This window comes from Luteolibacter ambystomatis (genome assembly GCF_018137965.1).
Lineage (GTDB): Bacteria > Verrucomicrobiota > Verrucomicrobiia > Verrucomicrobiales > Akkermansiaceae > Luteolibacter > Luteolibacter ambystomatis.
The window spans coordinates 1,674,316-1,698,217 of the sequence record NZ_CP073100.1; the positions used below are offsets into that span (position 1 = coordinate 1,674,316).

The following is a 23,902-nucleotide window of genomic DNA, read 5'->3' on the forward strand; positions in this document are numbered from 1 at the left end:
TGGGCATTTCCGGCTTTTGTGGTTTTGCACATGGCGCGTGATCCGGAACAGGTGCGGTTGAAGGTGGTCGATGACATGACCGCCAAACCGGGAGAAGTGGTGCGGTTGAAACCCTCGGGCACGGATTTCCCCCGTGCCGAGCCCCCATCGTCCCAGCCTCCCGGCCGGGTCCTGCTCCATTCCGCCTCTCCCGCTGCAACTCCCCTGCCCGTTCCTGAAAAGCTGGAGGTGCCGCGAACCAGCGAACGCCGCACCCACGATCCCGGCATCGATTCCCTGATCGAGGACACCACCGTGGTGGCAAAACCACTCGAGGAAACCTGGAACGACCGGGAACGGGCGCGGCGTCCGACGCCGTGGGGGTGGTTCGCGCTGTTCGGCCTGATTTGCGGAGGCGCGGTGGTCTGGTCGCTGGTGCACCTGAGCTCCAACAGCACCAAGCCGGAAACCGCACGCGATGAGTCCGTGGCACGTTTGGAACAGGATGCCCGCGAAAACGCGGCGGCGGAGGTCCGTGTGGATCGGATCACCGATACCGCCCGCTCCTTCGTGGCGGCGGCTTCGATTGACCAAATGCTGCCTCTCGTGCGCCAACCGGAGCGGGTCCGCCCACTGATGGAAGGCTGGTATGCCAGACATCCGCTCACACGGGGACGCTTCAAATCACTGAGCACCTTCCGCCCCATTACCCTCGGCGATCGGGCATCGTTCTGGCAGGTTGGATGCCTGCTGGCGGATGAAACGACGCGCGAGCTGATCATTGAGGAACTGCCGGACGGGAAGATGGCTGTCGATTGGGAAACCAGCGTGATTTACCAGCCGATGGACTGGAACGACTACACCCGCGACCGGCCGACCGGCTCGTTCGATTTCCGGGTGATATTGCAATCGGACGTCTTTTTCAGCCACGAGTTCTCGGATTCGACGCGCTGGAGCAACTTCAGGCTCTCCACCTTGGGTGGCGAAGACCCGCTCTATGGCTACTGCCAGCGGGACTCCGAAACCGAACGCTATCTTCAGAATCTCATTTCCCGGAACCGGGGCAGGCCGGTGGCGCTGGTGATCCGCATTTCCACCCCTCCGGATCTCAAATCACCCCGGGGCGTGGTCATTGAAAAGGTCATGTCGGAACATTGGGTCTATCTGACACCACCTGACGCTTGATGCCCGGGCGCGATGCTGCAAGCGTTCCGCCCCGATGTCCCGGATTTCCGATCCCGCATTCCCGCGGTCCGCCGCCGCTCCCCGCAAGCTCCTCTGGCCTACGGTGTTGGGAACCGTGCTGTTCCTCGCCCTCCAATATGCCAGTGCGATCTGGCGGCTGGCGCACAGCTCGAAGGAGATGGACAACAAGTTCAGCGCCCTCGCCCGCACGCACTACCTCAAGTTCCTGATCGGGCAGAACATCGAGGTCCTGCTGGCCTACCTCCTCCTCGGCATCGCCGCCGTCACGCTGGTGCTGCCGGTGATCTCCACGTGGAGCAAGCGGCTGAAAAAACCGCGCCGCATCACGGCGGTGCTGACCGCATTCTTCTGCGTGGCGGTCATCCACGGCTATTTCATGCTGCGTTTGACAAAGACGCGGCCCTATTTCCTCAACGATGCGGAGTTCGGTGCCTGGTACTACCGCGTCCTCGATTGGCCCGCATCGGTGCAGCCTGCTTTCTCCTTCATCCTGTTCAAGCTTCTACCGTTGCTCTTCGTCGGCTGGGTGGCGTGGTGGTATATCCGCCGCAGCAGCCGCACCGCGCGTTTGATCGGAGTGGTGGTGATCGCGGTCACGGCCACGCCGTTTGTGATCGCCGCCCTTCCCGCAAAGGCGGCGGCTCCTGTGGCGAAATCCCACGACCGGCCTTGGAACGTGCTCATCATCGCATCGGATTCGCTCCGTGGTGACAAGCTCGGTTGCGATGGATACCGGCCCGCCCGCAGCGATGGCCCGGCGGCGGATGGAGTCTCTCCGCACATCGATGCCCTCGCGGCGAAATCGATCCGCTTCTCGCGCTGCTACACGCCCATCGCTTCCACCATGGAGTCCTCGGTGACGTTCATGGCATCGCAATTCCCGCATACCCACGGCATCCGCCAGATGTATCCGAACCAGGAGACCGTCCGGAAGATGGAGGCCACCGTCACCCCCATGGCCACGGTGATGGCGAAGGAGGGCTATGACACCGCCGCCATCGGCGACTGGTGTGCGGGCTACTACCAGGTGGTCCCCCTTGGTTTCAATGACATCTCGGTGTCGAACTTCGACAGCTTCAAAATCTATATGAGCCAGGCGGTGGTGATGGCGCACTTCGTCATCCCGCTCTACTTCGACAACTCGCTCGGCTATCATCTCTTTCCGCAGATCGGGTCATTCGCGCAATTCGTGACTCCGGACGTGGTGACGGATCGCGTGGAAAAGAAACTCGACCAACAGGCGGCCACCGGCAGGCCCTTTTTCTGGCACGTCTTCTACTCATGCAACCATCTGCCGTATCGCTCGGCGGAACCCTACAACCGGATGTTCTCGGATCCCGCCTACCGCGGTGAGAACTCGCATGGCGTGGCGTTCGACATCAACAAGTTCATCGGCGGCACCGACCTTGAATCGAAATGGAAGGCGCTGCCTCCCGCCGAGGTCACTCAGATCCGCTCGCTCTATGACGGCTGCACCCGTCAGTTCGATCATTGTGTCGAGCGCATTCTTGCCTCGCTCAAGCGAAATGGTCTCGATGACCATACGATCGTGGTGATCACCGCCGACCATGGCGATGATCTCTATGAACCGGGCGTGACTCTCGGTCACGGTCTCACTTTCAACGGCGGAGGACAGGCGAACCACATCCCGATGATCGTCCACGTGCCTGGCGTGAAACCCAAGGTCATCCCCGAAACCATCCGCACCGTCGATGTCATGCCCACCTTGGCGGATCTCACCGGAGCGGAAAAACCCGCTTCATGGGAAGGCCGCAGCGTGGCCGGTTGGATCAAGGGCGCGGAAACGCCGGAGACCATCCCCTTTTTCGGAGAAACCGGCTTTCCGTTCATCCAGTTCACCGTCCCCGGCATCGAGCGGCCGAAGCTGCCGACCATGGATGAACTCACGACCATCGATGAGAATTACAACTATCAGTTCGTGCTGAAGGACGAGTATCTTGACCGGCTGGTGGCGGCGAAACAGCGATGCTTGATCACGAAGTCCTGGAAGCTCGTCTGCACGCCCACCAGCCAGGGCACCCGCCACTACGCCCTCTACCGGTTGGCCACCGGTGATTCCGGCGGCATCGACCGCGCGGGCGAGCATCCTGAAATCCTCGCAGCGATGCGCGCCGCCCTCGACCGCTGGATGGACCAGCACCAGCAATCGACGATCCACGAGATTTTCCCGCAGGGAGAGCCGGAGTGAGAGCGTCACTTCCGGAACTCGATCCGGCCCGCATTGCCGCTTGTCTTTCAGCCCCGGCGGGGGCAGTTTCGCCGCCGCTTTCCCATTCATGAAACGCTTCTTCCTGCCCCTCACCGCCGCCCTGCTGTGCCATGCCTCCGCCGCTGAGGTGCCGAAAGTGTTTGCGGGCTTGTTCGAGAAGGACGTCCCGGTCCGTGGTCAGATCGGTGTCGTGCTTCCGCCGGAAGAGATCAACCAGTACGTCACCAAGGTCGAACAAGCCGCCAAGAAGGACCCGACTTGGTTCCGTGAATTTTCCACCAAGTCCAAGCCGGGTGCCCCCCTGCCCTACGACGAGAAACTCGGCCTGACCAAGGAGGAATATGACAAGTATCTCCAACTCTGGGCGAAGCGTGAATTCAAGCCTCAGGCCGATGTGATTCTCACCCTGCGCCAATCCACGACCTCCACCGGAGAGAAATGGAGCATCCTCGGCATGGGCGGCGGCGAGAACGGAGCGCAAACGATTTCCACCCTCGGCTATTTTCCGAAAGAAGATCTTTTCCGCTCGCCCAATGGCAACATGAAGCGTCTCGAGGACATCAATGCGGATGCTGAGAGCATCCTGGGTGCATGGACCGGCCATGAATGGAAGTTCGAGGAAACCACCACCCTTGCCCGCACCAAGGAGAACTTCGCCATCGGCCAGTTTGCGGACAAGAAATACGGCCTCATCGTTTACCGTGTGCAGGAAATCTCCACGGAAGGCTCCCGCCTCCAGGACAAAAGCCTCGTGATCCGCTTCCCGCTCGGCAAGGCCGGACAGGTCCAGGAGAATGCACAGCGCCCGGCAGGTGCTTCCGGCAAGCCGGCACCGGCCCCGGCTCCCTCACCGAAGAAGAAGTAAATCATGTCCACGGCGGATCGCTCGGGAAGCAAGCGCCCGTGGTTCCGCCGTCGTCGGATTCTCGCGGTGGCTTTGCTTGCCGCCGCGCCATGGTTGTGCCTGTTGGCGGGCAATCTCTGGCTGGCCTCTCCTTGGGGAAAATCCTGGCTCGCCAGGAAAATTTCCGCGAAGACAGGACTAACCGCACACCTTGAGTCCGCCACTGCCACGCCGTGGACCGGCATTTGCCTGAAGGGCCTCGTCCTCGATCAACCGGAATCTCACCGTAGTCGGATTCAGGAACCACTGTTGAAAGTTGAGTCCATCCGCGCCTGGCCCAGATGGGAATCGTGGCTCCGGCGGCAATGGGAACTGCAATCTCTGGAGATCGATTCCCCGCGGGCCGTGCTGCCGGTGCGATGGCTGTCCCATCTCGTGCCTATCCAGCAATCGGAACCCCCGACGCTGGCCGCGGCCGCATCACCTCAAGCTCCGGCCATTGCCATTCGCCCGGCCAGTTCCCAGCCTCCGGTGGGACCGTTGCCGGTGATTCCTGAGAGTTCGGAACTACCTCCGATTCCGCCTCTCACGGTCAGCCTGCCCCCACCTCCACCGGGAGCGGCGATAGCAGGTGAAAGCCCCACGGTGTGGGTTACGGTGCGGAACGGCTCGTTCGCACTCATGGCGGAGGGAATTCCCGAACCTTTGATGGAACTGGACGGACTGGACACCGCAGTGCCCGTGGCAGGCGGTCCGGCCGATTCGTCCATGCGGGTGAGCCGCCTCCGCTCCGCAGGTGCCGGTCTCGCCACGCAGGTTTGTGTCCCGCTTCGGTGGCAGTCTCCGATTCTTTTCCTGGGTCCTGCCGACAGTCAATTCGCCGGCTTGGATTGGAAGTTCGGTGGCAAGGTCGGGCTGGTCCCCGGCCTGCCTGTCGAGTTCGAATCGGAAATCCCCCTCCAGACGGATCGGAAATGGACGTTTCCCACACAGGGGGAATGCAGCGTCCGCGAGTATCGTTCGACCGCGCGCTTCGGAGGCTTCCTGAGCCATCCCTTCTCATGGAAAGGAGCGACCCAAGTGGAAGCGTCCGGCATCTCCCTCAGCCTGCCGGGGCAGCCCGCATGCCATTTCGACCGGGGAGGAGCCACCCTCCTCATGGCCAATGGCATCGTGTCCTGCCCCGAGCTGCGCTTGATCGGGGACAACCTGTCCTTACTCGGCAATGCGACGGTCATCCCGGATGGACGTGCGGCCGGTGTGCTTCGCATCGTGGCGGAACCATCATTCGCCATGTCTCTGACCACTCATTTCCAGCGTTCCGGAAAACGCATCGCCTTCGGTCAACTCGGCACTCCGGATCGCCTCGCCTCCGATATTCTGATCGCAGGCAACGGCGAAGGCACGCTCATCCAGCTCGGCCAGGGCGGCGATACTTTGAATGCACAGGACGCGGTGCAAATGATCCGGAACAGCAGCCGGAGGTGAAGCTCGCATTGTCAGAAGCAGCCTGGGATGCCACGAATCGGCCGTGCGCATCATCGCAGGCAAAGCGGGCCGTCTGGCCATCAAGGTTCCATCGGCGGTAGCCCGGCCCACCACCGACTTCGTTCGCCAGGCGATCTTTTCGATCCTCGGCGAAAAAGTGGATGGGGCCCGTGTGCTCGATCTCTTCGCCGGATCAGGGGCCATCGGCTTGGAGGCCCTCAGCCGCGGAGCGGTTTCCTGTGTGTTTGTGGATGAACACCGCCAGGCGGTTTCCGTGATCGGCGAAAATCTTGCCAAGGCGAAGCTGGACGGCGGCCGCGTAGTGAAATCGGAGGTCGGTTCATTCCTACGCTCCGACTCCTGCCAATACGACCTCATCTTTGCCGATCCTCCTTACTACAAGAACTATGGTGACCGCGACCACGTGAAGGAGTTGCTCGCCCACCCGGCTCTTCCCGGCCGGTTGGCCGCGGATGGCTGGCTCGTCGTTGAAATCTCTGCCTCTCAGAAATCTCCGCTGGCGGAGGGATGGGAACTCAAGGACCGGCGGGAATACGGCGGATGCGCCATCCTGCTTTACGCCGTCCGTGCAGCCGCCTAGCGTCCCGCGCGATGTACGGATTTTTTGGAATGGCACTTTACCGGCTGTTGTTGCCGGTGCTGTTCGTGGCCGCGTTCCCGGGGTGGCTCGTGAAGATGGCCCGCCGCGGCGGCTTCGGCAGCGGCCTGCGGGAGCGCCTTTCCATCTATCGCGCACCCATCGACTACGAACCATGCGGCGCGGTGCATCTCCATGCGGTAAGCGTGGGCGAAACGCTGCTGGCCTTGAAACTGTTGCGCGAGTGGCGCCGTGCCGTGCCGGATCAGAAATTCGTCCTAGCCACCGGCACCGCCACCGGACACGCCGTCGCGAACGAAGCTGGCATGGAGGACGTCCGTATCGTCTATGCACCGCTCGATTTCCGCTGGATGGTGCGCCGCTATCTGAAGCGTTTCGAACCTGCACAAATCGTGCTCGTCGAAGGTGAGGCATGGCCGCATCTGCTGCTGCTGTCCAAACGCGCGGGTATTCCGGTGCGACTGGTCAATGCCCGCATGTCACCGCGTTCGCAGCGACGCTATCGGAAATTCGCGGAGTGGATCCGGCCGGTTTTCTCGCAGCTCGATCGCGTGGGCGTTCAGGAATCCGCGGATGCCGCCATCTGGCAGGATCTGGGTGTTCCGGCCGCGAATGTCCGGGTCATGGGCAGCTTGAAGTTCGATCCGGGTACCGGCGCACATCCCGCGAAGCGCGAAGAGTTCACCGCGATGTTGGCGGATTTCGGAGCATCCCGCCCGATAGTTCTCGCCGCCAGCACACACGCGGGAGAGGAGGCCATGATCGCCACCGCCATTCGCGGGGCCGCTCCTGGAGCGCTTCCTGTCATCGTGCCGCGCCATGCTGAACGCCGTGCGGAAGTGAAAGCACAACTCATCGCCGCGGGCTTCGAAGTGGTGCTGCGTTCCCAATTCTCCGCGCCTGTGGACGCTTCGGCAGCCTGTCTGGTGGTGGATTCCACCGGCGAACTCCGCGACTGGACGGCTCATGCGGACGTGGTCGTCATCGGCAAAAGTTTCCTCGGCACGGGTGGGCAGAATCCGTGCGAGGGCGTGCTTGCGGGCAGGCCGGTGGTTTTCGGCCCGCACATGGAGAACTTCGAACCACTGGCTACCGATCTCACCCGTTCAGGTGGTTGTCTGCGGGTATCAGACGGGAACAGCCTCCCGGACACCTTGCGTCGGGCCTTGCATCCGGATACCTCCCTCCGGGATGGAGTGGTGGCGGCCCGCTCGGTGCTGCTGCGGCATGAAGGCTCCACGGCGCGCACCGTGGAGTTGCTCCGAAGCTGAAAACCAGCCATTTTCAGCCCGAAATCCCCCCGCTGATTGCTTGAACGCGGGGTTTGTCATTTCCAAAGAACCCGTTAACGTCACCGCCCGTGAGCGACCCAGAATCCAATCCTCTCCGCAATCTCCTGTCCGGCATCGACCTCGGTCCGGCATGGGCACGCGGCGACGCGCCTGCCAAACAGCCCCGTGAACGCTCCGGCACAGACGCGCCAAGACGTGACAACCGCGACCGCGGACCGCGTGAGGACAGGGACGGTGAGCGCCGTGGCGGCGGTGGTGGCCGCCGCTTCGAAGGCAATCGCGACGACCGCCGTGGTGGTGGCGGGCAGCGGGGCAACTACGAGGATCGTCGTAGCGGGCCGCCGCGCCTCGAGGAAGCCGTTCCAGCCGCCGGAGTCCGCGTGCAACTCCACCCGGACACACCGGCCGTTCACCTGATCGCGAAAGAAGTCCACCACGTCGCCCGCGTCTATTCGCTTTTCGATATCGCCCAGATCCTGCTGGCGCAACGCGACCGTTGCCGCGCGGTGTTCGAGGTTTCCGAATCGAAGCCCGCGCTGTTCCTCGGCAAGCACGATGGCTCGCTGTGGCAGACCAAGGAGGAAGCCGTCCGCCATTTCTGGCAGACGGAAGCCCGTGGCGCGCTCTTTGATGAAGAGACCGTGGAAGTCGATCCACCGGCCGGCAATTTCCAAAGCGTGGCCCGCTGTGGACTCAGCGGGGAATGGCTCGGACCGCCGAACTTCCACTCCTACCAGACCAACCTGCGCCGCCTTCATCGCGAGCGCTTCGCCCATCTTCCCTTCGAAGTGTATTCTTCCAAGGTGCGCACCGAACGCGGCGAGGAAGCCGTGAATGCATGGCTGGAAACGATGAAGAAACGCGTGCGCTGGCGGCTCAAGGGCAGCGATGAGGAAACGCCATGGATCGAAGATTCCGCCGAGGCCGAACGCCAGTTCGCCACGAAGCATTTCGAGGAAGCCTTCAGCGAAATCCGCAAGGCCGAGATCTCCGCGGGCATTCCCGCCAAGCACCTTTCGCCGTCCCTGCTCGCCTCATTGAAAGTCGCGGGTTCGCATGCCCGCAAGCATCCCGCCGTGCTGATCCCGGCGGTCTGCCGCATGCTGGAAGCCGAACACCTTCCCGTCTTCAAGCGCGAAGGCAAGCTCTTCACCGGTCCGGCCCGTCCGCATCCTCTCTCGAGCGATGCTGTGCTGGCCGAACGTCCGGCGGCCATCGTCAACTGGCTGCAAGGCAAGAAGGATCCGAAACTCGCCGACCTCTGGAAGGCCGTGCTTCCGGAAGGTGTCGAGGAAGCGCCGCAGGAATGGTTGTCCGACCTCTTCTGGCTGCTGACCCAGGGACATGTGCTGCTCTACTCGAACGACCGCATGGTCATGCCGGAGCGCCGTCAGGCAGCTCCCGCACCGGCTGCCGCATCCACGGAAGAAGCGCCCTCCGCCGCCAAGAAAAAGCGCAAGCGCAAGCCCAAGAAGCGGAAGCCGAAGAAGCGTACCGGTGTCGAACGCCGCAAATTGAAACTCAACCCAATGGTCCTGCGCATCGCAAAGTCGCTTCCGGATCATCCGTTCCGCCACCAGCTCCGCAATCGCACGCTGCGCCGCACCCAGGTGCTGGCGGCACGCGACGAAGAGTGATGGCGTGACATGACATTGCAGAGTGCGGAGCGCGACATCTGGGTGCCTGTTGGATGACGGAATTTTGGTTCGAAGGAGTGAAACTCCTTGCCAGCCAGAAAGTCCCGGAGAACTCTCGGCGCCCATGCTGAACATCCCGAACGACACTCTGGAGAAAATCCTCGAGTTGCGCACCCAGAACGGTCTCGAGGCCACCCCTGAGGCTCTCGAAGCATCTCTGGAAGCCGCCAAATGCAAATGGACTCTGGAAGACACTCCGCGCTACCGCCGTGCCGGTGACGCGCCGATCTATATCTCCGGCAAGTATCTGACCCAGGCGGGCGTTTGCCCGGCCACGGGTGAGAAAGACGCTGGCAGCGGCATCAAACGCCCGGCTCCGAAAGCTGCAGTGAACGGTTCGTCCGCTCCTGCATCATCCGCTCCCAGCCAGGAAACGTTCTATCGCGTTCTTCACGGCAAGGGCTTCAATGTCCGCATCACCAAAGACCTTCTGACCGGCGAGATCCGCGAGGAAGTGCCGCGTGAGATTTCCGAGCTCAATCTCCAGTTCAGCTCCCTTCCGGCCCGTGCCGAAGGCATCCACGTGACGCAGACGACCCCGCAGATCCAAGTCGCGATGAGCCTCGACAAGTTCCTCGAGCTCGCCCGCATCAAGCCCTGACGCTTTTTTCCCGGAGACGTCCGCCGGCCGAGGCCGGAGGATGTCTCCGGAGAAGTTCGGGACTTCCCTCTCATCCCCTCCCCGTGCCAGATTGGTTCCCGATCATGGAACCCGGCACCCATAAACAGCGCGGATTCGACAACGCGGTCGCGACCTTTCTCCGCACCGTCCAGAACCATCATGTCTCACTGAGCCAGATGGCGGACCAGAAGGCGAACGTGCTCATCGGCGCATCGTTCGTGGTCCTCTCGATCCTTTTCCACGAGGTTTCACAGCGGGGTTTCAACCTGATCCTGGGGTTGCTTTCCGCCACCTGTTTCACGGCGTGCTTTTTCGCCGCGCTGGCCATCTTCCCCCGCTCCGGGAAAGGGAACAGCCATCCGAACCGGCTGTTCTTCGGCACCTTCGCCCAAGGAACGAGCGAGGAGTTCCACCAATCGATCAACGCCATCCTCTCATCGGATCAGGAAACGATCCATGCCATGGCGGAGGACATCTATCAGCTCGGCTGCGTCCTCCATCACCACAAGTACCGCTACCTGCGATACGCCTACCGCACGTTCCTCTGCGGACTTTCCATTACCGCCGCAACCGCCGTGGTGATGTATTTGTGACGGTCGTTCTCAGCGCGCCTCCACGTATTTCTCGTAGCGGGAACTCTGGATGCCATCCATCGCATTCATATCGCGGAAGTGCGTGTAGCCCACGAACGTTTCATTCATGATCGACTTCACGAGGTTCCGGTGGTTGCGGGGACCATTCTCAATGGCGATGGTGTGAACATGGCCGTTCTGAAGGGAGATCGCCTGATCATCGCTCATGCGGGTGGCGATCATCGACCACTTCATATCGAAAACGTGGATTCCTCCCGGCAGCGTGAGCTTGGTGAAGGAGCCCGGGGAAAGCCGGGCAACCTCCCGGCCATCCACTGTCAGGCTGCCACTGAACGGACCCACTGTTTCCGGCAGATGCACGAAAACAGTCGCCCGGTCCGAAGGCAACTTGCCCGTGATGCGGGCCACGTCCGCCATCGAGTGGAGTTCACGCTGGGGAGCGCAACCCACCGACAGAACGCCGGCCAACAACACGGGCAGCAACAGAAAACGCATGCGTGGCAGCAGCTTAGTGGCAGCCGCAGCCACCGTTGCCACCGCAGCAGCCATCTTCAGCTTCGGCGAAGTCTTCGGCCTCCGGCACGCGGCCGAGTTCGAGAGTCATACCGATGTATTTGCCGATGGTCTGCTGGATCGACTCCAGTTCGCGCTGGGCTTCCAGGAAACCGCGGGCGATCTCATTCTTGAAGAGGGCATCGCGGGCGGCTTCGAACTCGCGGATCTCCGCGGCACCGAGTTCCACTCCGGCATGCTGCTTGTGATGCAGTTCCTCTCCGCGCTCGTGCACGCTCTGGTATTGGAGACGGGCGGCATCGTCATCGAGGAAGCGCTCGACCCGGCCCTGGAGCTCCTTGAAGCGCGGCTCGGCCACGATCTGGGCGCACAGGTCCTTGGTCTTGGAGATGACGGAGGAGTCTTCGGAAAGAATCGACATGCGCTCCCTCTACCCCTGCTTTTCCCCGCTGGCAACCCCCATCCCTGCCCCCACAGGTGAATTTTCGCGCATCTTTTTCCGTGAAAAGGAGCGGCCACGGCACTTTTCACCGGGGATTCATCAAAGTGCCATCGGCCTTTCACCCGTGGCCCCGAGGGTCCCGTCATCCATGATCAAGTTCATCCGACGCGCCGCCATCACCTCCACCCTTCTGTTGCTGGTGGCTTTCGGTGGATTGGCGGTCTGGGGTTCCGACCGGCTGCTGCATCCGAACCGGCGCCCCTTGCAGGACTACCACCGGGAAATTCTCAGCCAGCCTTCCGAGTTCGGCCTGCGCGTCCAACCTTACACCGGTCCGTCCGGCACTCCCTGCCTGTTGGTCACTCCTTCACCGGATCCCGGCACGGCGAACAAGGGGCGGATCGTTCGCGAGGAGCTGATGAAACGCGGCGTCACCCCCGGTCGATGGGGTGATACCCGTGGCACGATCGTCCTGCTCCACGGCTATTGCGGCCGGAAGGAAGACAACCTGCCCATCGCCGAGCGCTTCTGCGCCGCCGGATTCCGCTGCATCCTGCCGGATTTGCCAGGACATGGAGACAACCCCTCGCCCACCGCCACCTTTGGCAAACATGAAACCGCGCTGGCCGGCGACCTCGTCGCTGATGCCGCGCAACGGTTTTCATTCCCGGCTGCTCCTGCCGCGTTGTTCGGCATTTCCCAAGGCGGAGCCATCGCCTTGCAGGCTGCCGGAAAATGCGATGGCCATTGGTCGGCGGTGGCCACGGTGGCGGCCTTCTCGTCTTTGAGCCAACCGGTAGAGCGGGCGGCGACAGCCATTCCGAAACTGGCCGTCATCGCTCCGTTCGCCTCGGAGGCCTGCTCCTGCGGCGTGTATTTCAGGGAAGGTTTCACTCCAGCCGACATCCGGCCGGTCGATGCCGCCACCCGCATCACCATCCCCGCGTTCATCGTCCACGGGGACCAGGATACCTTTATCCCGATCTCCGCCGGACGGGCCATCTATGATGCCATCCCGGGCAACCGCAAAACATTCCGGGAGGTTCGTGGCGGCGGCCATGGCAACGTGCTTTCCACCGGCTCCCATGCGTTGTATGCGGATCTCTGCCGCTTCTACATCACCTCCATGTTAGGGGATGGTAAAACCTCCCGGGCGGGCATTAAGGGAAGGTAAACTTCCTAGATCCATGCACCACCTCGTGGCGAAATGCATGGTGTGAAAACCCACGCGCTTCTCATCACCCTGCTTCCTTCTCTGGCTGCCGCCGATCCCCTGCCCGCAGGTTCCTCGGTCTCACTTCAGCCCGGCGGTGGCAATTCCATCGGACGACTCGATCTCACCGATACCGGTAACCGGGTGTGGACGCTGCAACGCTCTTCCGACCTCACAAACTGGTCGGATGCCAGCACCTTGAAGGTCCGCAACAGTCTCTTGAGAATCGCTCTCGCAAAGCAAAACGGCACCCCTCGGTTATACTACCGCCTGCACTACAACTCCGATTCGCAAGTGGCCGCCAATGATGTCGCCGATGCTCTGCAACTGCCTGCCACCCTCGCCAACTATGCGAATCCCACATTGCCCGCCCATCTGCTGACCCAGCAGATCCGCGCCCAGAACAACACCCCTTTCGACAATGCCACGACCAATCCCGGGGCCACGCTCGGCCGGGTGCTGTTCTACGACAAGCGGCTCTCGGCGAACAACACCGTCTCGTGCTCGTCCTGCCATCAACCGGCCCATGGCTTCTCGGATCCCGCCCGCTTCAGCACCGGTTTCGCCGGCGGCCTGACGGGTCGGAATTCAATGGGACTGACCAGCAACCGGTATTATCTGCGCGGCAAGTACTTCTGGGACGAGCGTGCCGCCACGCTGGAGGATCAGGTGCTGATGCCGATCCAAAATACCACGGAAATGGGCCTTACGCTCGACCAACTGGTCACGAAGGTGTCTGCCGAACCCTACTACGCCACACTGTTCACCTCCGCCTTCGGAGATCCGGCTGTAAACTCGACCCGCATTTCGAAAGCACTGGCGCAGTTCGTCCGATCCATTGTCTCGGGCAATACCAAGTATGACCAGGGCGTGCCGGTGAACTTCACCAATTTCACCGCGGAGGAAAACCAAGGCCGCGCCATCTTCAATGGTCCGGCGGGAGGTTGCTCGGCCTGCCATGGCAGCGACAACTTCGTTCCCGGCAACAACATCTTCAACAATGGACTGGAGAATCCCTATGTGGACAAGGGCCTTGGCTCCGTCACCGGACTGACCAGCGATGAAGGCTTCTTCAAGGTGCCTTCGCTGCGCAACATCGAGCTCACCGCGCCCTACATGCACGATGGCCGGTTCGCCACCTTGGAGCAGGTCGTCGAGTTCTACAACTCAGGCGTGGTGAATCATCCGAATCTCTCGCCCCAACTGCGGGTGCCACCCGGCAACCCCGGCATGGGCAATCCCCGCCGACTCAATCTGAATCCCGGACAGAAAGCCGCCCTCGTCGCATTCTTGAAAACGCTGACCGACACATCGGTCACGACCGATCCGAAATTCTCGGATCCATTCCGCTACGATGCTCCGTAAGGAGTAGCCCGCGCTACTCGGCCACCACAAACATCGCCCCGAACATGTTGCTCTCGGTCGGAGCGGTGGGATTCACCTCCATCTGTGAAATGTCTCCATCGAGGAACAGCGCCCGCCCGCAACCGAGCTTCAGAAACAGTCCGGCGAAGTCCCAGAAGTTTACGGTCTGTCCGGGTGAGGTGATCGCAAAAACCACCTTGCCGTTTCCATCGATCCCCACGCCGTTGCGATGAAGGCGATTGGTCGAACCTTCCTTGAACGCGGAATGGCGCTTGCCATCGATCAGGAGCATCGGCCCGGCTTGGATCGCCATGCAGTCTTTTGAAGGCAATGGCGGCAGGGCTTCATCCATGGTCGTCATGCGGATGAAGGATGGCGCGGCTGAACCTATGGACCATGAGAATACTCCACCGGGGTGCAGGTAGAAGTTCCCCTCTCCTTTCCGCTTGTTCAGCGGAAGCCATTCGCGGCCTGCTTCCACATACAGTCCGGAAGGCACGCCGCCCGGCTCGAAGATGCCCGCGTTCATGATGAACTTCACCTTCCTCCCGCGTGCGCCGCAAGCCGCCTGCACCTTGTCGAAGGTGCGGTAGGGCGTTCCCTTGTCATCCTTCCAGACGAGTTGCAGCGAGGCATGCTCCAGCCGCACCACGCGGAATCGCACCCCCGCATGGGACACGGATTCCTCTTTGATCTCCACGGCGGACACGTGCGATGCCACGATCCATGACGTGAGGGTCGCCATCAGCGGGCGTATCATCGCGCAAGCTTGCCATGACGCCCCGCCACCGCAAGCGGGCTCGTGCGCTTCACGGCTTTTTCACCGGGGCATCCGCCGCAGTTGCCTTGAACAACGGGAAGGTCGCTCCCGGTTTGAAGTAGCCCGGTGCATCGAGACTGAAGGAACGTCCCTCGCCGACCTGGTAGTTGCCATACACGATCGGCACCACGGTCACGCAAAGGATCTTCTCCATCTTTCCCTGCTCATCCTGGGCATCCACCTTCGAGACATGCAGCACGACGGCGCAGTTCTGTGCCTTCGTCACCGTCAGCATGTCGTCCGGCTTGAACCAGGAGAATGCCGCGCGGTCGGCGGTCGGGAACAGATATTCGATGATGACCGGATAGGGAGCCGTCGGAGTGAACTCATCCGGCTTCACCATCGCGCGGCCCCGCACCACGAATCCGGGGCTGAAAAAATCATTCTCCTTCAGCGGACGCACGGTCTCCACCCTGTAGGAGCCTTCCACATATGACAGCAGCAGGGGCTTCTGGAAATTGGTGAGATAGTTCCGCAGCAGCGCCGGATTGAGGCGGGCGAGCAGCGTGTCATCGAAGCCGTTGAACTTCTTGTAGAGGTCCTTCGGCGTGTATGAGTTCGCGGTGGGCGCATCCAGATCCTTATACTGTTTCAGTTCCGGCAGGCGCTTGAGTTTCCGCAGGATTTCATAGTTCCGCGGGCTCTCCGGATGCTGGAAGATGTGCAGGCAAACCACCCAGCTCACCACGGCGAAGCATGCCGCCACGACGTTCGCGAGCAGCCACCAGAAATACGCCGGACGGCTGGGAGGGGGTTCTTCGACAACGCGGGGCACGGCGATCAGGATCCGCAGGCTTCACCGTCCGCCACGGCGTTGGCACCCGGCGGTTCATCCGCCGTTTCGAAAGAAGTTCCGCAGCCACAGGAGCGGGCGGCATTCGGATTATGGATCTTGAATCCGGAGTCGGAAAGCGCGTCCGAGAAATCGATTTCGCAACCGCGCAGGCGATCCACGCTGTCGCCAGCCACGATCACACGGGCACCATGGGCTTCAACGGTCACATCGCCGGCTTCGGCGGTTCCAAAACCCATTTCATACTGCCATCCCGCGCATCCTCCCCGCCGGACGGCGAGCCGCAGTCCGGTTTCCGGAGACGCGCCCCTGCTCTCCAGCATGCTACGCAGCTCGGCGGCCGCCCGTTCAGTCAATGTGATCATTGCTCTCAAGGGAGTGATACGGGCGCGGGCGCTGGGTGCCAGCGGAAAGTTTCCGCGCGATGGTGATTTGCAAGCCGCCTCCGCCGGATGATTCCCCGCAGCGGCTAAGACCTCATCCGCATGCGCTCCATCGCCATGGCGAAGGCCGTCCGGCAGATTTGAAGCTCCATTGAGATCCGGCTCCGCTCCGACTCATCAGCCGTGACGGCGAGCGCTTCCTTGAGGAAGTCCACCCGCTTCATGAGGTCCACCTCGGGAGGAACGAAGCCATGCCCCTTGAGCATCGCGTGGGTCGAGCGCCATTCCTCCGGTGTCGCGAAATAGGAATCGAGATCAAGAAGCCCCCCTTCGGGCGGTGGACGGAGTTCTCCGGATGCGATCGCCTCATCGATCCGCGCCTCGGCGATTTTCTCGAACATCGACATCGCCGCCACCCTATCGGGAGCCTCTCTGAAATGCACTCGTTTTGAATGGGTAATCCCTTGCTTTCCATTCATTCCTAACAGAATCCGCAGATAGTTAGGATTTCTTGATTATTCGACAACATGTATTTATTTCAAAATCAACGCGTTAGAGAGCCGGAATTTGAAGATTTTTTGAACAGAGGACAGCCGCGAGGGTCAGATATTTAAGAAGATCATGAATCTCTCTAACTTTTACTTTCCCCCCCCAGCGCCGACGTGCCGGTACCGGATAGACCCGGCACGTCGGCTGCGCATCGAGGAATACCAGGGGTCGGTGGGGTTGGAAGACCTGCGTGCGACGGCGGCGGCGGTGGCGGAAGATCCCGGATGGTCTCCGGATCTCCATGGCTTGGTTGATTTCAGCAAAGCGAAGCTGGACCTGACCGCGAATGACGTATTGCGGCTGGCGCTGCTGATGCGCCGAGACGGCTATCGCACGAACGGCTGGCTCGCCTTCGCCGTGGGAGATACCGCGGCCTATGGGTTGGTGCGGATGCTCAGCCATTGGTCGCGGACCACGGACCGCAGCCGCATTTTCTCCGGACGCGAGGAAGCGGAACGCTGGCTCAATGGCCATGTGGGGCACGTGCCTCCCGGTTTCGGCAGCGGCTTCAATGCCGTTTACGAAACACCAATCCGTAACGCGGGCTGAAGAGATAGGCGGCTACGAAGAGCAGCCCCAGCAACATCACGATCGCCGGTCCGGGCGAGATCCCCCACTTCGCGGAAATCATCACTGCCGCGGCCGACCCCACCGCGCCGATCAATCCGCCGCCCCAGAAGAGCGCGGAGGTGCGATCCGTCATCAGCGATACCGTCGCGGCGGGAGCCACCAGCAGGCCCACGGAAAGCACGCAGCCGACCGCCTGGAGCGAGGATACGAGGGACAGCACCAGCAGGCCTGAAAGGAAGTAGTGGATGAAGCGCACCGGCACCCCCTGCGCCGCAGCCACATGCGGCTCGAACAAGGTCAGCAGGATGGGACGCATCAGCAGGCTGGTCGTGAGCAGGACCAGCGCGCCGGAGACGAAGGAGATCGCGAGGTCGTTGTTGCCCACCGCGAGGATGTTTCCAAACAACCAGTCCTCAAGCTGGCGGCGGGTCTTGAGCAACGGCAGGATGGCGACCCCGGCGGCGAAGGAGGCGGTGTAAAGTACGGCGAGTGCCGTACCTTGCTCGATGCGGTTGCCGCGCGCCACCGCCACCGATCCGAGACCGACGAGCAGCGCTGCGAAGAGCGCGCCTGCGAAGGCATTCCACTGCGTCAGCGCGCCAGTGACGAGAATCGCCAGCGCGATGCCGGGCAACATCGTATGCGAAAGCGCGCTCACGGACAGCGCGCTGCGGCGCAGGATCACGAAACCGCTGAACCAGCCGTTGGCGAAGCCGATGAAGGCCGCCGCGGCCAAGGCGCGCTGGAAGAAGGGATTGGAAAGGATTTCCACGATCGGATATGAGTCAGACGGCGGCCTTCTGACCCGCGAAGGTGCGGGTGACAAGGTCCACGGTGAGGGTTTCGGTCACGGGGCCGAAGGCCAGCTCGCGCGTGTTGAGGACCAGCACTTCATCGAAGAGCTTGTAGGCGCTGTCGATGTCGTGATGGGAGGCGATGATCAGGCGTCCCTCATGCGAGAGCTTGCCGAGCAGTTCGGCCAGCAGCCGCGAGGCATTGCGATCGAGGCCCGTGAACGGTTCATCAAGCAGCAGCACGTGGGCTTCCTGGGCAATGGCCCGGGCAAGGAACGCACGCTGTTGCTGGCCGCCCGATAGCTCGCGGATCTGGCGATGCTGGAGCTCGGTGAGCGCGAGAGATTCCAACGCATGATCCACCGCCTCATGGTCCGCCGCGCTGAATTTCCGCCACCAGCCGGTTTGGGAAAAACGGCCCATTTCAACGAGTCCGCGCACGGTGATCGGAAACGACCAATCGACGTCCTCACGCTGCGGGAGATAAGCGAACTCGCGCGACCACTTCCGGACTTCGGTTCCACGCCAGCGGATCGTCCCGGAGCTCCGTGGCACCAGCCCGGCGATGGCCTTCAGCAGAGTGCTCTTCCCTGCTCCGTTCGGGCCGATCAGCGCCACGCGGTTGCCACAGGAGGTCGCGAAGGAAATGCGATCCAGCGCCAACACGCGCCGGTAGTGGACGGTCAGATCCTTGACTGCCAGCTCATGGTGCTCGGCGTGATGCGCGCAGCAATCGTGATGGGATTCGTTCATTCGGCGGGAAGTTCCCATACGTCATCAAGATCGCCCGCAGTCTCGAAGTAGCGGACGAGCGTGGGCTTGCCGGAAGGCTCCAGTGAAAGCTTCGCGAAATGGTTCATTCCGGCAGGCGGTGCGGATGCCCACTGGACGTGGATGAAGATCGCGGGATCGGATTCATCCAGGGCGACCATCCCGACCAATGGCTCGGATGCGTTTCCATGGAAAAGAGTCAGGCCTGCGCGGTTCCTGAGGTCGACGCTTGCAGCCGGAGAAGAGAGCTTCAGGGCGAATCCCGTTCGGGAAATCCGGGCCGCCTCATGTGCTCCAGTCGGTTCATTCGGAAGGTCCGCATCCGCCGTATCAGCGAAGTGCAGCATGCCCCAGCCAACCAGCAGGAGTCCGCCGGCCAGCAGCAGGGTCCGGAACAAGGGCGAGCCGCGCACGAGCGCAGCCTCGCGCACGAAATTTGTTCCTGCAAGCTAATTGCGATATTGAAAGCGCCGCTCAATAACCGCGCTTCTGGATCAAAGCGCGGAGTTGGACCTGGAACTCGGCGATGTCCTCCGGAGTCGGGCGGTATCCCGGCTTGTCGGGGTCGAGCCCCGGGCGTCCGCTTTGATCGATCAGCCAGGTCCCCGCTTCACCGTCACTGAAAGTCACCCGGCCGCTGACCAATGCACCGGGGAGTACGAGTTCATCGATGGTCACCTCGACCGTGCCGGTGGGAACAGGTGCGGCGAGATCCTCCTCCGGCTTCTTTTCCTCCACCTTCGCCTCTTCCTGGAGCTCCAGGCCGAGATCGAGCACGAGGAAGCGGGTATCCATGTAGGTGATGCCGAGACCGAAATCCTCCTTCAGACGCCGCTGCAGATCCGCCATCGTCGCCCCTTCCGCCGCCCATTTCACCAGGGCGTCCTTCTGCTCGCCAGTCAGTTTGCTCGCGCTGAACATGATGCCCGGGTTCTGACGGTTCGAACGCCATTCTCCAAGCACCAAGCTCGGTGAATTTCACAAACCCGTCGCGTCACGGCGGGCCTCCACCGCGAGCCGGAAAGCCTGTTTCTCTCCATGTCGCTTCACCGAGAAGCGGATGCTGTGCCGGGTGCCGGGGGAAGGGCTCCAGGATGCCTGCCAGAAAAAATACACCGCACCGCTGGGAACCTGGATCGCAATGCGCGAGACGCCCACCACTCCGGACGAGTTGCGGGCGGAAGTGCGGCACACCCGGGCCTGCGCGATCTCACGCGCGAATCTCTCCAACAGCTCGTCCCGCCATGCACAGGCCAGTTCAAAAGCAGCCTGTGGACCTCCTGCCGCACGATCCGCGAAGTAACGCGCGAACTTCACACCGCCCCGCTGAAGCCGCACCTGCCACCCGTAGGTGCCGGTTTTCGGCTGATCGAGGCGGACGATGCCGCGGCTATCGCGCGAGGGTTCCATGGAAAGACACATGAAACCCTTGAGGCACAACGGCCAGCTGTCAACCGATCAACGATCAGTTGCCACGGCGGCGGTTGCCACCTGGATTGCCGCCAGGGCCGCCACCACCGAAACGGTTTCCTCCGAAGCCGCCGCGATTACCTTCCTGGAGGCGCTGCTTGGCTTCGTCGCTGATAGCCGTGGATTGGGCGATGTACTCCTTGGCAGCTTCCGGGTCGGAGCGCATCCACTGCTCCGCAGCGGTTGCAACGGCGCGCTGGCGGGCGCGCTCATCCGTGATGGACTCGGCGAGCGTCATGACGGACTGGGGATTCTCGGAGCGGTTTGACCAGATGTAGGTCCCCACCGCTTCATCGCGGGTTTCACCTGCCGGTTGCTTGCTGATGAAAGCGACGGCTGCGGAATCGTCCTGACTCGACCAGTTCCGCATCAGATCACGCATGGCATTGCGGGAGACATCCTCGCTGCCCTGGGAAAGCAGCCAGGTGGCCGCTGCCTGTGGATCCTGGCGGGACCACGCGTCCACCGTGTCGGAAATCGCGCGGCGCTTCGAGTCTTCGTCCGTGATGGATGCGATCTTCTGGGACGCCGCCTGCGGATCGGAACCGGCAAGACTGCCGATGGCTTCAGCAAGTGCGGCCTGCTGTTGGTCGGCGGGCAAGGTCTTGATCCACGCTTCGGCCGCGTTGAAATCCTTCGCACCCCACTGGCTGGCGATGGAGGCATAGGCCTCCTTCTGTGCCTCGCCGTCCAATCCAGTGGCCATGCTGACGGCCTTCTCCGGATCCGTGGAGGCCAGTTCGCGCACCACGGAGGTGGTGGCCTGGGTCTTGTCACGACCTTGGAGGGACTGCGCCCATGCCATGGCAGCCTGCGGATCGTTCTTGGCCCACTCCGAGGCGATCACGGAAGCACCACTGCCACCCCGGCCGCCCATACCCATGCCCATCATCTGGAATTCACGCGGATTTTCGGCGTAGTACTTGGCGGCGTTCTCAGGATCCACGCTGGCCCAGCTTTGGAGAATGGTGGGCTTCACGAACATGCCGCCCATGCCCATTTTGTCCGAGTAGGCCATGGCTGCTTTGGGATCCGTTTCTGCCCAGCGGCCGAAAAGAAGGATCGATGCCATGATGCGCTCGTTCATGGGCAGGTTTTCCAGCTTCGCCGCTTCAGCTTCGAGCTGGTCCGGGGAAAGATTCTGGTAGTAGTCGAGCAGCGCCTGGATGCGGCCGTTCTGGCCCGGGGTCTTGCGGATATCCGCCAAGGATTTCGAAGACTTCGAATTGCGGACAGTATCGGAGGAGGACGAACCGCTCCGATTGCTGCCACGGGAGGCGGAAAGAGCCAGCGAGTCCTGATTTGAATCGGACTGGGCGGAACTACCGCTCTTGCCGGCAAAGAAACCACCGGCACCTCCGACGAGGAGGGCGGCCGCGGGAAGGATCCAAGGATTTTTCATGAGAGAGGGAGTGGACGACGGTTGAACCCGGAAGGTATGGGAAAGTTTCGGCAATTTTTCACTTCTCTCCACCGTTTTCCTTCGTTTGAGGCTTCCAATCTGGATCGGGCATTTTGCGCTCCCCCATTCGTTCGATGGTGGCGAAGAAGGCACCGAAGATGGCATCCTTGGCCCCCTGCCCCTCGAACCAAACCTCCAGGTCGGCATCCCCTTCGTTCAGATCGACCCCGAGGGAAAGCGCGGTGGCACCTTCCAGCAGCGGCGTCTTCACCTCGTATTTGCCTGCCCGGGCATGGGCCATGCCCCCATGAAGCTTGCCCAGGCTTTCCCGCTCCGCCGGATCGGCACCCGGAGGCAATTTCGAAACCGAAACCTTGTAGTGCCCGGTGCGGTTGGCGTGGACCTTCCAAACTCCCGAAACGGAAGGCAGCGATGAAGATCGGGCAGGATCCGCCAATTCACGGAGCAAGCCACGCAGCGATGCCTGATCCGGATAGCGGACCGGACCCAGCGCGGTCGTAGATTCCCGGCTGGGCCACCAGTCACCCCAGGTGACGGGAGTAACAGGCTGGCGTTCATCGCCGACGATGATACGGGCAGGTGCCGTAAACGCCGGACGGATCGACTGCCACCAGATGCCGTAGTCGGTCATCATCCGCATCGCGATGTCCGGCTGGGTTTCAAAGACGTTTTCCCGGTGTTCGGGAGGCAGAGAGACATCGAGCAAATCGAGGCCGGAAAGCCGCCACTTGCCGGAACGAACCGCATAGCCATCGGACTTGTAGCGGTCCACGACCTGATCGGCAGGCCAGCCTCCCGGATGGAAAAAGAAAGATCGTTCCACCGGCTCGGTCCGTGGCTCCTTGCCAAGGCCGGAAATGTCGATGCCATCTCCTTTCCAATCCCGGAACAATGATACTCCGCACAAGGCCGCCGCAGTTGGCATCCCGTCGAAGACCGCCACCGGAGTCTCCACCACCCGCCCTGCGGCCACATGCCCCGGCCAGCGGAAGACCAAAGGCGCCAGAGCATCCGGTGTCTCCTTGGATTCACGGGCAATCGTGCCGAGTGCGATCACCAGGGTGTTCGCGCCGACTCCGGAGCGATCCAAATCTTCCAACAGGGCCTTCGCGCTCCCTTCGCTGCCCTTTGGCAGATTGAGCATCAGGAAAAAGCGCTCCTTGGCTGCCACCCGGGTTTCGATCCACCTCCGCGTCTCTGTTTCAAGGACGGCAGCACGCTTGCCATCCCGCTGGCTCCAACCCTTGAGATCACGGAGCCATGGATGATCGGGGTTGTTGCCCCAGTAGTCCCCGGAGCGTCCGTCCGCATCCACCAGCACCTCCTGAAACCCACGGTCTTCCGGCCGGAAGGGAATTGCTTCCCCGAAAGGCCACGTGCCAAAAAACGCCGTCTGCCACCCCGCCGCCTTGAAGGCATCCGAGACGAGCGGCACTGCCGGACGAATGAAATTCCGCCCGCCAACCGTGTCCACGATTCCAGCCCGGAGCTCATGGCAGCCGGTCAGCCATGAGGCCAGGGTTTTGGGCGACTGGCTCGACCCGAAGCAGTTGCGGAAACTGGTGCCGGATGCGCGGAGAGGTTCGAGAAGCCTGGCATTCTCCTTCGAGCCGAAATCACCGGTCAAAATCACGACATTCGGACGCGGCTCATCCGCAGCCGCAAGCATTAGAAGCGCGGCATTTGCGATTGCGACCAAGCGGCGGACGGAGAGCATGTGGGTCATCTGCCCTTCATGAACGCCACCCGCAAGCCCTTCCGCGTGCTCTTTGTGTGCATGGGGAACATTTGCCGCTCGCCCGCCGCGGAGATTGTCTTCCGCCACCACGTCGTCCGCGCCGGACTCTCGGACACGATCACCACCGATTCCGCCGGCACCATCGGCTTCCATTCCGGCAAGGGTCCGGACCCGCGGATGTCCGCCACACTGGCATCGCGAGGCTACGAGATTTTCGGCAAGTCCCGCCAGATCACCGCGGAGGACCTCGATGCATTCGATCTGGTGCTGGTGATGGACCGCGAGAATCTGGAGAATGTCCGCTCGTTGGATCGCTCGGGGGATCGCCACGACAAGATCCGCCTGTTCATGGAATATGGCACCCGCCACGGCGTGACCGAGGTGCCGGACCCCTATTATGGAGGACAGCCGGGATTCGAACATGTCGCGGATCTGGTTGAAGATGCCTCGAAAGGTCTTCTACGGTCTCTCTCGTAGCCGCCACCTCC

26 protein-coding genes are annotated in these 23,902 nt (G+C 62.0%); 13 read left to right on the forward strand and 13 right to left on the reverse strand.

Annotated elements, in window-relative coordinates; translation table 11 throughout:
- The first annotated feature begins 30 nt into the window (after window positions 1-30).
- The 9 genes from KBB96_RS06475 to KBB96_RS06515 all read left to right on the forward strand — a co-directional run bounded on the left by KBB96_RS06475 (window position 31) and on the right by KBB96_RS06515 (window position 10,570).
- The gene (locus tag KBB96_RS06475; protein WP_211633709.1) at window positions 31-1,164 is read left to right on the forward strand and encodes a hypothetical protein; all 1,134 of its coding nucleotides are present in this window, start codon (window positions 31-33) and stop codon (window positions 1,162-1,164) included.
- Between the two features lie 34 nt (window positions 1,165-1,198).
- A complete protein-coding gene (locus KBB96_RS06480; RefSeq protein WP_211633712.1) occupies window positions 1,199-3,394 on the forward strand; it encodes a sulfatase family protein in 2,196 nt (731 codons plus the stop codon).
- A gap of 88 nt (window positions 3,395-3,482) precedes the next feature.
- Window positions 3,483-4,280 (forward strand): hypothetical protein, encoded by a 798-nt coding sequence (locus KBB96_RS06485; protein WP_211633715.1) that lies wholly within the window; start codon window positions 3,483-3,485, stop codon window positions 4,278-4,280.
- A gap of 3 nt (window positions 4,281-4,283) precedes the next feature.
- Window positions 4,284-5,747, forward strand: coding sequence for a hypothetical protein (locus KBB96_RS06490; protein WP_211633718.1), 1,464 nt, complete (start codon window positions 4,284-4,286; stop codon window positions 5,745-5,747).
- A 43-nt stretch (window positions 5,748-5,790) separates the two neighbouring features.
- Window positions 5,791-6,348 carry a 16S rRNA (guanine(966)-N(2))-methyltransferase RsmD gene (gene rsmD, locus KBB96_RS06495; RefSeq protein ID WP_211633721.1) on the forward strand — a complete coding sequence of 186 codons (558 nt, stop codon included), beginning with the start codon at window positions 5,791-5,793 and terminating at the stop codon, window positions 6,346-6,348.
- A gap of 29 nt (window positions 6,349-6,377) precedes the next feature.
- Window positions 6,378-7,637 carry a 3-deoxy-D-manno-octulosonic acid transferase gene (locus tag KBB96_RS06500; RefSeq protein WP_211633723.1) on the forward strand — a complete coding sequence of 420 codons (1,260 nt, stop codon included), beginning with the start codon at window positions 6,378-6,380 and terminating at the stop codon, window positions 7,635-7,637.
- An 89-nt stretch (window positions 7,638-7,726) separates the two neighbouring features.
- Window positions 7,727-9,295 (forward strand): hypothetical protein, encoded by a 1,569-nt coding sequence (locus KBB96_RS06505; protein WP_211633726.1) that lies wholly within the window; start codon window positions 7,727-7,729, stop codon window positions 9,293-9,295.
- Between the two features lie 124 nt (window positions 9,296-9,419).
- Window positions 9,420-9,956 carry a hypothetical protein gene (locus tag KBB96_RS06510; protein WP_211633729.1) on the forward strand — a complete coding sequence of 179 codons (537 nt, stop codon included), beginning with the start codon at window positions 9,420-9,422 and terminating at the stop codon, window positions 9,954-9,956.
- Between the two features lie 83 nt (window positions 9,957-10,039).
- Window positions 10,040-10,570: a Pycsar system effector family protein gene (locus KBB96_RS06515; RefSeq protein WP_211633731.1), complete on the forward strand. Its 531-nt coding sequence runs from the start codon at window positions 10,040-10,042 to the stop codon at window positions 10,568-10,570.
- A gap of 9 nt (window positions 10,571-10,579) precedes the next feature.
- On the opposite strand, the gene KBB96_RS06520 is transcribed toward KBB96_RS06515, so the two are convergent.
- The gene (locus KBB96_RS06520) at window positions 10,580-11,065 is read right to left on the reverse strand and encodes a hypothetical protein (protein WP_211633733.1); all 486 of its coding nucleotides are present in this window, start codon (window positions 11,063-11,065) and stop codon (window positions 10,580-10,582) included.
- Window positions 11,066-11,078: 13 nt separating this feature from the next.
- On the reverse strand, window positions 11,079-11,504 hold the full coding sequence (locus KBB96_RS06525; protein ID WP_211633735.1) for a YlbF/YmcA family competence regulator: 426 nt from the start codon (window positions 11,502-11,504) through the stop codon (window positions 11,079-11,081).
- 169 nt (window positions 11,505-11,673) lie between these two features.
- On the opposite strand from KBB96_RS06525, the gene KBB96_RS06530 reads away from it, so the two are divergent.
- Entirely contained in the window at window positions 11,674-12,699 is a 1,026-nt protein-coding gene (locus tag KBB96_RS06530; RefSeq protein ID WP_211633737.1) for an alpha/beta hydrolase, read from the forward strand.
- A gap of 42 nt (window positions 12,700-12,741) precedes the next feature.
- On the forward strand, window positions 12,742-14,103 hold the full coding sequence (locus tag KBB96_RS06535; RefSeq protein WP_226373659.1) for a cytochrome-c peroxidase: 1,362 nt from the start codon (window positions 12,742-12,744) through the stop codon (window positions 14,101-14,103).
- Window positions 14,104-14,116: 13 nt separating this feature from the next.
- Here KBB96_RS06535 and KBB96_RS06540 read toward each other — a convergent pair whose 3' ends face one another.
- The 4 genes from KBB96_RS06540 to KBB96_RS06555 form a co-directional block, all read right to left on the reverse strand.
- A complete protein-coding gene (locus KBB96_RS06540) occupies window positions 14,117-14,863 on the reverse strand; it encodes a phosphodiester glycosidase family protein (protein WP_211633743.1) in 747 nt (248 codons plus the stop codon).
- A gap of 49 nt (window positions 14,864-14,912) precedes the next feature.
- Window positions 14,913-15,698 carry a hypothetical protein gene (locus KBB96_RS06545; RefSeq protein ID WP_211633745.1) on the reverse strand — a complete coding sequence of 262 codons (786 nt, stop codon included), beginning with the start codon at window positions 15,696-15,698 and terminating at the stop codon, window positions 14,913-14,915.
- Between the two features lie 5 nt (window positions 15,699-15,703).
- The gene (locus KBB96_RS06550; protein ID WP_211633748.1) at window positions 15,704-16,081 is read right to left on the reverse strand and encodes a HesB/IscA family protein; all 378 of its coding nucleotides are present in this window, start codon (window positions 16,079-16,081) and stop codon (window positions 15,704-15,706) included.
- Window positions 16,082-16,185: 104 nt separating this feature from the next.
- Window positions 16,186-16,542, reverse strand: coding sequence for a DnaJ family domain-containing protein (locus KBB96_RS06555; RefSeq protein WP_211633752.1), 357 nt, complete (start codon window positions 16,540-16,542; stop codon window positions 16,186-16,188).
- 277 nt (window positions 16,543-16,819) lie between these two features.
- On the opposite strand from KBB96_RS06555, the gene KBB96_RS06560 reads away from it, so the two are divergent.
- Complete coding sequence (locus KBB96_RS06560; RefSeq protein ID WP_211633755.1) at window positions 16,820-17,197, forward strand: hypothetical protein; 378 nt, start codon at window positions 16,820-16,822, stop codon at window positions 17,195-17,197.
- Here KBB96_RS06560 and KBB96_RS06565 read toward each other — a convergent pair.
- Genes KBB96_RS06565 through KBB96_RS06595 form a run of 7 tightly spaced genes read right to left on the reverse strand, consistent with a single transcriptional unit; the run spans window position 17,157 to window position 23,393 of the window.
- On the reverse strand, window positions 17,157-17,990 hold the full coding sequence (locus KBB96_RS06565) for a metal ABC transporter permease (RefSeq protein WP_226373660.1): 834 nt from the start codon (window positions 17,988-17,990) through the stop codon (window positions 17,157-17,159). The genes KBB96_RS06560 and KBB96_RS06565 overlap by 41 nt on opposite strands.
- Before the next feature lie 13 nt (window positions 17,991-18,003).
- Complete coding sequence (locus KBB96_RS06570) at window positions 18,004-18,765, reverse strand: metal ABC transporter ATP-binding protein (RefSeq protein WP_226373661.1); 762 nt, start codon at window positions 18,763-18,765, stop codon at window positions 18,004-18,006.
- A complete protein-coding gene (locus KBB96_RS06575; RefSeq protein ID WP_211633761.1) occupies window positions 18,762-19,214 on the reverse strand; it encodes a hypothetical protein in 453 nt (150 codons plus the stop codon). The genes KBB96_RS06570 and KBB96_RS06575 overlap by 4 nt, the downstream gene beginning before the upstream one ends.
- Window positions 19,215-19,257: 43 nt before the next feature.
- Window positions 19,258-19,704 carry a hypothetical protein gene (locus KBB96_RS06580; protein WP_211633763.1) on the reverse strand — a complete coding sequence of 149 codons (447 nt, stop codon included), beginning with the start codon at window positions 19,702-19,704 and terminating at the stop codon, window positions 19,258-19,260.
- Between the two features lie 57 nt (window positions 19,705-19,761).
- A complete protein-coding gene (locus tag KBB96_RS06585; RefSeq protein WP_211633765.1) occupies window positions 19,762-20,193 on the reverse strand; it encodes an AP2 domain-containing protein in 432 nt (143 codons plus the stop codon).
- Window positions 20,194-20,248: 55 nt separating this feature from the next.
- Window positions 20,249-21,655 carry a hypothetical protein gene (locus KBB96_RS06590; RefSeq protein ID WP_211633767.1) on the reverse strand — a complete coding sequence of 469 codons (1,407 nt, stop codon included), beginning with the start codon at window positions 21,653-21,655 and terminating at the stop codon, window positions 20,249-20,251.
- Window positions 21,656-21,713: 58 nt separating this feature from the next.
- On the reverse strand, window positions 21,714-23,393 hold the full coding sequence (locus tag KBB96_RS06595) for an alkaline phosphatase family protein (RefSeq protein WP_211633769.1): 1,680 nt from the start codon (window positions 23,391-23,393) through the stop codon (window positions 21,714-21,716).
- Window positions 23,394-23,411: 18 nt separating this feature from the next.
- On the opposite strand from KBB96_RS06595, the gene KBB96_RS06600 reads away from it, so the two are divergent.
- The gene (locus KBB96_RS06600; protein WP_211633771.1) at window positions 23,412-23,891 is read left to right on the forward strand and encodes a low molecular weight protein-tyrosine-phosphatase; all 480 of its coding nucleotides are present in this window, start codon (window positions 23,412-23,414) and stop codon (window positions 23,889-23,891) included.
- Window positions 23,892-23,902: the final 11 nt, after the last annotated feature.

Excerpts from the sequence above, each read along its gene's own strand:
- KBB96_RS06475 (WP_211633709.1), top strand. The coding sequence starts at position 31 with ATGGCGCGTGATCCGGAACAGGTGCGGTTGAAGGTGGTCGATGACATG.
- KBB96_RS06480 (WP_211633712.1), top strand. The coding sequence starts at position 1,199 with ATGTCCCGGATTTCCGATCCCGCATTCCCGCGGTCCGCCGCCGCTCCC.
- KBB96_RS06485 (WP_211633715.1), top strand. The coding sequence starts at position 3,483 with ATGAAACGCTTCTTCCTGCCCCTCACCGCCGCCCTGCTGTGCCATGCC.
- KBB96_RS06490 (WP_211633718.1), top strand. The coding sequence starts at position 4,284 with ATGTCCACGGCGGATCGCTCGGGAAGCAAGCGCCCGTGGTTCCGCCGT.
- KBB96_RS06500 (WP_211633723.1), top strand. The coding sequence starts at position 6,378 with ATGGCACTTTACCGGCTGTTGTTGCCGGTGCTGTTCGTGGCCGCGTTC.
- KBB96_RS06510 (WP_211633729.1), top strand. The coding sequence starts at position 9,420 with ATGCTGAACATCCCGAACGACACTCTGGAGAAAATCCTCGAGTTGCGC.
- KBB96_RS06520 (WP_211633733.1), bottom strand. The coding sequence starts at position 11,065 with ATGCGTTTTCTGTTGCTGCCCGTGTTGTTGGCCGGCGTTCTGTCGGTG.
- KBB96_RS06525 (WP_211633735.1), bottom strand. The coding sequence starts at position 11,504 with ATGTCGATTCTTTCCGAAGACTCCTCCGTCATCTCCAAGACCAAGGAC.
- KBB96_RS06530 (WP_211633737.1), top strand. The coding sequence starts at position 11,674 with ATGATCAAGTTCATCCGACGCGCCGCCATCACCTCCACCCTTCTGTTG.
- KBB96_RS06540 (WP_211633743.1), bottom strand. The coding sequence starts at position 14,863 with ATGATACGCCCGCTGATGGCGACCCTCACGTCATGGATCGTGGCATCG.
- KBB96_RS06550 (WP_211633748.1), bottom strand. The coding sequence starts at position 16,081 with ATGATCACATTGACTGAACGGGCGGCCGCCGAGCTGCGTAGCATGCTG.
- KBB96_RS06570 (WP_226373661.1), bottom strand. The coding sequence starts at position 18,765 with ATGAACGAATCCCATCACGATTGCTGCGCGCATCACGCCGAGCACCAT.
- KBB96_RS06580 (WP_211633763.1), bottom strand. The coding sequence starts at position 19,704 with ATGTTCAGCGCGAGCAAACTGACTGGCGAGCAGAAGGACGCCCTGGTG.
- KBB96_RS06585 (WP_211633765.1), bottom strand. The coding sequence starts at position 20,193 with ATGGAACCCTCGCGCGATAGCCGCGGCATCGTCCGCCTCGATCAGCCG.
- KBB96_RS06590 (WP_211633767.1), bottom strand. The coding sequence starts at position 21,655 with ATGAAAAATCCTTGGATCCTTCCCGCGGCCGCCCTCCTCGTCGGAGGT.
- KBB96_RS06595 (WP_211633769.1), bottom strand. The coding sequence starts at position 23,393 with ATGCTCTCCGTCCGCCGCTTGGTCGCAATCGCAAATGCCGCGCTTCTA.
- KBB96_RS06600 (WP_211633771.1), top strand. The coding sequence starts at position 23,412 with ATGAACGCCACCCGCAAGCCCTTCCGCGTGCTCTTTGTGTGCATGGGG.